Source organism: Tessaracoccus pujii (assembly GCF_055326215.1).
Genome location: NZ_JBUZNP010000001.1, coordinates 468445 through 476354, shown reverse-complemented (window position 1 = coordinate 476354; position 7910 = coordinate 468445). Strand labels below are relative to the sequence as shown.

The 7910-nt window shown below is 68.7% G+C and carries 5 protein-coding genes and 1 pseudogene; 5 read left to right on the top strand and 1 reads right to left on the bottom strand.

Going from position 1 to position 7910, the window contains the following annotated elements:
• Window positions 1-316 (bottom strand): annotated as a pseudogene (locus ACZK5N_RS01995) (hypothetical protein); the annotation flags it as partial.
• A gap of 286 nt (window positions 317-602) precedes the next feature.
• On the opposite strand from ACZK5N_RS01995, the gene ACZK5N_RS01990 reads away from it, so the two are divergent.
• The 5 genes from ACZK5N_RS01990 to ACZK5N_RS01970 all read left to right on the top strand — a co-directional run bounded on the left by ACZK5N_RS01990 (window position 603) and on the right by ACZK5N_RS01970 (window position 7348).
• Entirely contained in the window at window positions 603-1817 is a 1215-nt protein-coding gene (locus ACZK5N_RS01990; protein WP_459018212.1) for a TIGR04053 family radical SAM/SPASM domain-containing protein, read from the top strand.
• Window positions 1818-2093: 276 nt separating this feature from the next.
• Window positions 2094-3674 (top strand): ABC transporter substrate-binding protein, encoded by a 1581-nt coding sequence (locus ACZK5N_RS01985; protein WP_459018211.1) that lies wholly within the window; start codon window positions 2094-2096, stop codon window positions 3672-3674.
• A 70-nt stretch (window positions 3675-3744) separates the two neighbouring features.
• Entirely contained in the window at window positions 3745-4686 is a 942-nt protein-coding gene (locus ACZK5N_RS01980) for an ABC transporter permease (protein WP_459018210.1), read from the top strand.
• The gene (locus tag ACZK5N_RS01975) at window positions 4683-6503 is read left to right on the top strand and encodes a dipeptide/oligopeptide/nickel ABC transporter permease/ATP-binding protein (RefSeq protein ID WP_459018209.1); all 1821 of its coding nucleotides are present in this window, start codon (window positions 4683-4685) and stop codon (window positions 6501-6503) included. Before ACZK5N_RS01980 ends, ACZK5N_RS01975 begins: the two co-directional genes overlap by 4 nt.
• Complete coding sequence (locus ACZK5N_RS01970; RefSeq protein ID WP_459018207.1) at window positions 6500-7348, top strand: ATP-binding cassette domain-containing protein; 849 nt, start codon at window positions 6500-6502, stop codon at window positions 7346-7348. The genes ACZK5N_RS01975 and ACZK5N_RS01970 overlap by 4 nt, the downstream gene beginning before the upstream one ends.
• Window positions 7349-7910: the final 562 nt, after the last annotated feature.

Below are 7910 nucleotides of genomic sequence, written 5' to 3'. Positions count from 1 at the left end.
GGGTGATCATCTGGTCGATCTGCTGGCTCTGGGTGGGGATGTCGTCGTTGGCGAACTGGAGGTCCACCTCGAAGCCGGCCTCTTCGAGCTGGGACTTGACGGCCTCGCCGTCGGCGATCCAACGCTCTGAGGTCTGGGTGGGCATCGAGACGCCGACGGAGCCGCCCTCTTCGCCTGCGGGGGCGCTGGTGCTGGCGCTGGGGTCAGCGCCACCGGAGGTGGCAGGGGCGGTGGTGCTGCCGGCGCCGCCGCCACCGCATGCGGTGAGGGCGAAAGCCATCAGCACGCCCGCGGTTGCGGTCATGAGCTTGTTCATTTTCATTCGTTCCTCCTGAGAACGTTCACTTCGAGCGGTCCGACGCCGCCCTGTGGGTGCATGTGGAAGCGTGTGGCGGAGCGCTGAACGCGCGGGCTGAACTCGACCGAAGCCCACGGCAGGGGCGGATTTCAGGACGGCGTTGTCGCTCCGTTGGGCCCGAGTCTGTCGGTCGATGGCAGCGCTGTCAACCGATTCGGCAGCCGGACATGGTTGCAGATTTGTAACGATCCGAAAGCGCTCTCAGGTGGTGTTTCGTCGAGGTGGGGTGCCCGGGTGCGTCGAAATGACGGCGTGTAGTATTCGGGCGGTGACTCCGCACCCTGGCACCGTTCCGCACGAGGCCCGCAAGGGCGTCGTCCGCACCCTGCATCACGACGCAGGCGAGCGCCCACACGTGCTCGTGTGGGAGGTGACCCGCGCGTGCCAGCTGGCGTGTCGCCACTGCAGGGCGGACGCCTTCACCCGGGCGGACCCCCGGCAGTTGACCACGGCTCAGGGCAAGGCGCTGTTGGACGACTTCGCCGCCTACGGCACGCCCAAGCCCATCGTCATCCTCTCCGGTGGGGACGCGTTCGAGCGCGACGACCTCGAGGAGCTCATCGCCTACGGCACCGGCATCGGCCTGCCCATCGCGCTGTCGCCGTCGGTCACGCCACTGCTCACCGACGAGCGGCTCGCCTCGGTGCGCGAGGCCGGGGTCAAGGCGTTCTCGCTGTCCCTCGACGGCGCCACGGCGGAGACGCACGACTCGTTCCGCGGCATCGAAGGCACCTTCGACGACACCATGGCCGCCGCCGAGCTCGTCGTGAAGCACGGCTTCCGGTTCCAGGTGAACACCACCATCTGCCGAAACAACCTGCGCGAGCTGCCTCAGCTACTGAAGCGGACCATGGAGATGGGCGCAGGCATGTGGTACGTCCTGTTCCTGGTGCCCATGGGTCGCGGCTCCAACCTCGAGCCGCTCGATCCCGACGAGATGGAGGACGTGCTGCACTGGCTGCACGACGTCTCGGACCGGATCGCGGTGAAGGTGACAGAGGCGCCCAACTACCGCCGGGTCGCCATCCAGCGCGACGACGCCCGCGCGGCCGGCGAGCCGCTGCCGGTGCGCGGCGAGCTGCACGCCTGGCTCACCGCGGAGACCGAGGCCCTGCTGGGCGAGGTCCTCGAGCGCCGGCCGCCGCGGCCACCGATCGGCGTGAACAGCGGTCGCGGCTTCGCGTTCGTGGACCACATCGGCGACGTCTATCCCTCAGGCTTCCTGCCGCACCGTTGTGGCTCGGTGAAGGAGCAGAGCTTCCGCGAGATCTACGCCGAGGCGCCCATGATGAAGGCGTTGCGCGACCCGTCGTCGTACTCGGGCAAGTGCGGGGTGTGTGAGTTCAACTGGATCTGCGGCGGGTCGCGGGCGCGCGCCCACGCCATGCTCGGCGACCCGCTGGCCTCGGACCCCACCTGCGTCTACCAGCCTGAGGCCGCTCCCGCCCCTGAGCTCTGAGGGTCTCGTTGGGGAGCGTTGCCTACGCGCTTCGGGGGTGGGGCTCCTGAGGATCTGCGGTGACGCCCACGCGCGTCGCGGTGCGGTCGTAGGATCAGGATCAGCTGCGGCAACAAGCTGCAACTTGTTGTCGCCCGGGCAACAGAATGGCGTACTTAGCACACCCGCACTGACGGCTCGGCCCCCTGAGTCCTGACACAGCAGCGCGGAGAAGTCCGACAGCTGGTCCCAGACAGGCCTCGCGCCGCAGGGGACCCCTTCTCGAAGGAACCGACAATGAAGTCACGCATTCTCTCGGCCACGGCGCTCGCCGCCGTCGCCGCCCTGGCCCTCGCGGGATGCTCCGCGCCTGCCGACGACCCCGCGCCTGCTGGCGACCCCTCCTCGACCGGCGCGGCGGAGTCGACCACCGCCGGTACGTCCGAACGGGGCGAGCTCCTGACGCTCGGCGTCCTCGACGAGCCCGCCTCCTGGGATCCGGCGCAGGCGCACGTCGGCCACCGTCTCCAGCCCTACCAGACCGTCTACGACTCGCTGATCCTGCGCGAGCCCGACGGATCCTACGCCCCCATGCTCGCCACCGAGTGGGGCTACACCGACGAGACCAACCTGGTGTTCAGCCTCGACCTGCGCACCGACGTCACCTTCTCCGACGGAGCCGCGTTCGACGCGGCGGCCGTCGTGGCGAACATCGACCACTTCAAGACGGCGAACGGCCGCCAGGCCGGCCAGGCCGCCGCGGTGGCCTCCGCCGCTGCCGTCGACGAGGACACCGTGGAGATCACGCTGTCCCAGCCCGATCCCGCGCTGGAGTACTACCTGAGCCAGGCCCTCGGCCTGATGGGCAGCCCCGAGGCGCTCGGCACCGACGAGCTCGACCGCATGCCCGTCGGCACCGGCCCCTACGTCATGGACGCCGCGCAGGCCGTCGTCGGCTCGCAGTACGTGTTCACGGCGCGGGAGGACTACTGGAACCCCGAGTTGCAGAAGTGGGACCAGATCACCCTCAAGCTGCTCGCCGACGTGACCTCCCGCGTCAACGGACTCGTCTCCGGAGAGGTGGACGCCACCCTGCTCGACGCCACCACCTACCAGCAGGCCCAGGGCGCCGGCTTCGAGCTCCTCGAATACGCCACCGACTGGCAGGGTCTCCTGCTCCTCGACCGCGACGGCGCCGTCAACCCCGCGCTGGGTGATGTCCGCGTCCGCCAGGCGATCAACTACGCCTTCGACCGCGAGGCCCTCCTCAAGGAGCTCGGCGGCGGCTTCGGTGACATCACGAGCCAGGTGTTCGGCCCCGACACCAGCGCCTTCCTGCCGGAGCTCGAGGACTACTACACCTACGACCCCGACAAGGCCCGCGAGCTCCTCGCGGAGGCCGGGTACGCCGACGGCCTCACGATCGAGATGCCGATCCTCACCCCCGGTGCCGAGACCATCATGACCTTCGCGACGCAGCAGCTGGCCGACATCGGCATCACTGTCAAGCAGACCTCGGTTCCGGGAGCCGATTACGTCGGCATGCTGGGCCAGGGGAAGTTCGCCAGCGCATGGTTCAGCCTCTTCCAGGGCCCGTCGTGGGTCGCCTACAGCCAGCTGCTCTCCACCGACGCCCTCTACAACCCGTTCGACTCCACCTCGCCCGAGATCGAGGCGGCCGTCGAGCAGCTGCGCCTCGAGGGTGACGACGCGGTTGAGGCCGCGCAGGCCATCAACCGGTACGTGACCGAGAACGCCTGGTTCAGCCCTTGGTTCCGCCCCTCGCAGCTCTACTTCGTGAATGCGGAGAAGGTCAGTGCGGAACCGCAGACGCAGATGGCCGTGCCCTCCATCTACAACTACTCGCCGGCCTCCTGACCGACGTGGCCGGGGGACGGCTCAGCCGTCCCCCGGCGCCCCCCATCCCTGTCTGCAACGGAGCTGACTCATGCTGACCATGATCCTGCGGCGCATCGCGTCTGGAATCGCCGTCCTGTTCGTCGTGGCCGTCCTCACGTTCACGATGCTGTACGCGTCGTCCGGCAACATCGCGCGAAACATCCTCGGCGACCAGGCCTCTGACGAAGCCATCGCTGCCAAGGAGGCCGAACTGGGCCTCGACCAGTCCCTCTCCACCCGTCTCGTGGCGTGGCTCGGCGACGCCGTCCGCGGCGAGTTCGGCAAGTCCTGGTTCACCAACGAGCCCGTCTTCTCGGCCATCGGCAGCCGCCTGCCGGTCACCCTGGTGATGATCGGCATTTCGATCCTCCTCATCGCCCTCGTGGCCACGGGGCTCGGAATGCTCGCAGCCGTACGGCGCGGAGCCGCCGACCGCACGGTCCAGATCGGCGCCGTCATCGGCAACGCCGTTCCCGGCTTCATCATCGGTGTGCTGCTCGTGTGGTTCTTCGCCATCCAGTTGGGCTGGCTCCCCGCGATCTCCCGGATCGCGCCCGGCGCCGACGCGGGGGTGTGGGCCGCGTCGCTTGCGCTCCCCGTCCTGGCCCTTGTCATCAACGGCGTCGCCAGCGCGGCGCAGCAGATCCGCAGCGCCTTCATCAAGCAGCTCGAGATGGACTACGTGCGCACTCTCCGGAGCAGGGGCATCAGCGAGCGAGAGATTCTCTTCAAGCATGTCCTGCGCTCGGCAGCACCCGCCGGGCTCACGGTGCTCAGCCTGCAGTTCATCGGTCTGCTCGGCGGTGTGGTGATCATCGAATCCATCTTTGCGATCCCTGGCCTCGGTCGACTCGCCGTGACCGCCACCACCATGAGCGATCTCCCCTTGGTGATGGGCGTGGTCATCTACACAGTCGTGATCGTCATCCTCGTCAACCTCGTTGTGGACATCCTCAACGGTTGGCTCAACCCGAAGGTGCGTGTCTCATGAGCGAGATCACCCCCACGGTGACGGTGGGGCAGGTGGGCGCGGTCGTCCGGGCCTCCCTGGTGCGCCGCCTCCTCAAGAACCCCATGGGCCTCGCGGCCATCATCTTCCTCGTCGCGGTGACGCTGGTGGCGGTCCTGGCGCCCCTCCTCGCGCCGCACGACCCTAACTTCGCCAGCCTCAGCAACGTGCTGCTCGGCCCCGGTGGGGATTACCCACTCGGCACCGACAGCGCCGGCCGCGACATCGCGTCGCGGTTGATCTTCGGCGCTAGGGTGACCCTGGTGTCCGCGGCCCTGGCCGCCGGGGTCGCCATCGCGGTCGGCCTCCCCTCCGGCCTCATCGCCGGGTACTACGGCGGGAAGTTCGACGGAGTCGCGAGCTGGATGACCAACATCCTGCTCGCCCTGCCCGGCATGATCGTCCTGCTGGCGGTGCGCGCCGCCGTCGGCCCGTCCGTGTGGGTCTCCATGATCGTCTTCGGCCTCCTGCTCAGCCCGGGCTACTACCGCCTGACCAGGACCGCCGTGCAGTCGGTCCGCAACGAGCTGTACGTGGACGCCGCGCGCGTCTCCGGCCTGTCGGACTCCCGCATCATCGCCCGGCACATCTTCGCCGTGGTCCGGGCCCCCATCATCATCCAGACCGCCATGGTCTCCGGTGTGGCCATCTCCATCCAGTCCGCCCTGGAGTTCCTGGGACTGGGCGACCCCACCGTCCCCACCTGGGGCGTGATGGTCAGCGACGGCTTCCGCAGCATCTACCGCCAGCCGCTCAACCTGCTCTGGCCCACGATCGCCATCGCCCTGACCATCGGGGCCTTCGTCCTGTTGGGCAACGCGGTGCGCGACTCGCTCGAGGACCTGGAGAAGACCAAGGCGGTCCGCGCCAAGCCCGTCCCCGACGCCCGCGTGGCTGAGGAACACGCCGCCGGCATCGCCGATGCCGCGCACCACCTGCTGACAGTGACGAACCTCGGCGTCGGCTACCCCCAACCCGACGGCTCCACCAAGACGGTCGTCGACGGTGTGTCCTTCCATGTTGACCGCAACGAGGTGGTCGGCATCGTCGGCGAGTCCGGATCCGGCAAGTCCCAGACCGCGTTCTCGATCCTCGGGCTCCTGCCCGACAACGCCATGATCACCGGCGGCTCCATCCTGTTCGACGGCGCGTACACCGTCGCGCCGGGCGACGACCACGTGCGGCAATCCAAGATGCGCGCCCTGCGCGGCAAGCGGATCTCCTACATCCCGCAGGAGCCGATGAGCAACCTGGACCCCGCCTTCACCGTCGGGTCCCAGCTCTCCACCCCGATGGTGAGGGTGCTGGGCGTCACCAAGGCGGAGGCCAAGCAGCGGGCCCTGGAGCTACTGGCCAGCGTCGGCATCCCCGACCCCCAGCGGACCTACGACGCCTACCCGCACGAGGTCTCCGGAGGCATGGCGCAGCGCGTCCTTATCGCCGGTGCGATCTCCTGCGAGCCGGACCTGATCATCGCCGACGAGCCGACGACAGCGCTGGACGTCACCGTGCAGGCCGAGGTCCTGGACGTGCTCCGCGAGCTGCAGCGCAAGCTGGGCCTGGGGATCATCCTGGTGACCCACAACTTCGGTGTGGTGGCCGACATCTGCGACAGGGTGCTCGTCATGCAGAACGGCCGGCTCGTCGAAGGCGGTCCCGTCAGGCAGATCCTGCGCACGCCCCAACATCCCTACACCCAGATGCTGCTGTCCTCGATGCTCGAGGGCAAGCCGCCGATGACGCCCCTGCTTGGCGCGACCACCCCGAATCCCGACGCCCCCGTGGAGGTGGCCCCGTGAACGCTCCCAAGAAGGAACTCCTCACCGTCGATGACCTCGTGGTGGAATACCCAGGAAAGGGCTGGTTCGCCAAGCACTTCCGGGTGCTGCACGGCGTGTCGATCCGGATCGGGGAGGGCGAGACGCTCGGACTGGTCGGCGAGTCTGGCTCCGGCAAGACGACGCTCGGCCGGGCGGTGCTCGGCCTGGCGCCGGTGACCGATGGCCGGATCGTCTTCCGTGGCCAGGACATCAGCCACGCCAGCCGCTCCGACCGGCGCAAGCTGAGCCAGGACCTGCAGGTGGTCTTCCAGGACCCCTACAGCTCGCTCAACCCGTCGCTCACCGTCGGCGACATCCTCGCCGAACCGCTCGGCATCCAGGGCGTCACCGGCGCCGACGCGCGGAAGAGGGTGCGCGAGCTGCTGGACCGCGTGCACATGCCGCAGGATGCCATGGGACGGCTGCCGCGCGAGTTCTCGGGCGGTCAGCGACAGCGCATCGCCATCGCGCGCGCGCTTGCCCTGCGTCCGAAGCTCATCGTGTGCGACGAGCCGGTCAGCGCGCTGGACCTCTCCACCCAGGCCCGGGTGCTGGACCTCCTGCTCGAGATCCAGCAGCTCACCGGGGTGGCATACCTGTTCGTCTCGCACGACCTCGATGTGGTGCGGCACGTGAGCCACCGGGTCGCCGTGATGTACAAGGGCGAGCTGGTGGAGCAGGGGGAGGCGGAGCAGGTCACGACGCGCCCCGAGCACCCCTACACGCAGAAGCTCCTCCTCGCCTCGCCGGTTCCGGACCCGGACCGACAGGCCATCCGTCGGGAGGAGCGTCGGCGCCACGCCCGTGAGACGGCGGCGGCCTGACCTGACTCAGGTCGGCATGGCCTGCAGGATGCTATCCATGGGGCGGTTTCTGTGTATATGCACAGAAGCCGCTCTCTGGATAGCAAGTTGCAGCCTGACACGGAGCTGAAAGGGCAAAGTGAGGCACCTCGAGACTTCACCCACGGGAGGAACTGCATCCTGGGTGGCGTGCACGAAACGCCGTCGGATCCCGCGTCGGTGCCCGCATAGGTCCCCGAGGGTGCATCGCGACGGCGTGTCGTGCCGATTGGGGGTGGTGCCGATCGACGCGCTGGCCGCCCAATCGGTGCCGGTATTCCTCCCTCGCACTCAGTCCGTGAAGCGGCGCGCCCACAGCCTCCACTGCCACAGCGTGAGTGCCATGAAGATCGCGGTGCCGGCGATCGCACCGATCGGCCTGCGCCTGTGGGCGGCCACCATGGCGCACACGAGTGACTCGCTGGCTACGCCCGACAGGGCCAAGGGGTGTCGGCTCAGACGTCGGATCCCGGGTCCAGGACTCCTCGCCCAGGATGGCCTGCGTCGCAAACGACGACATGTCCTGGGCCGGCGGGGTGATCAC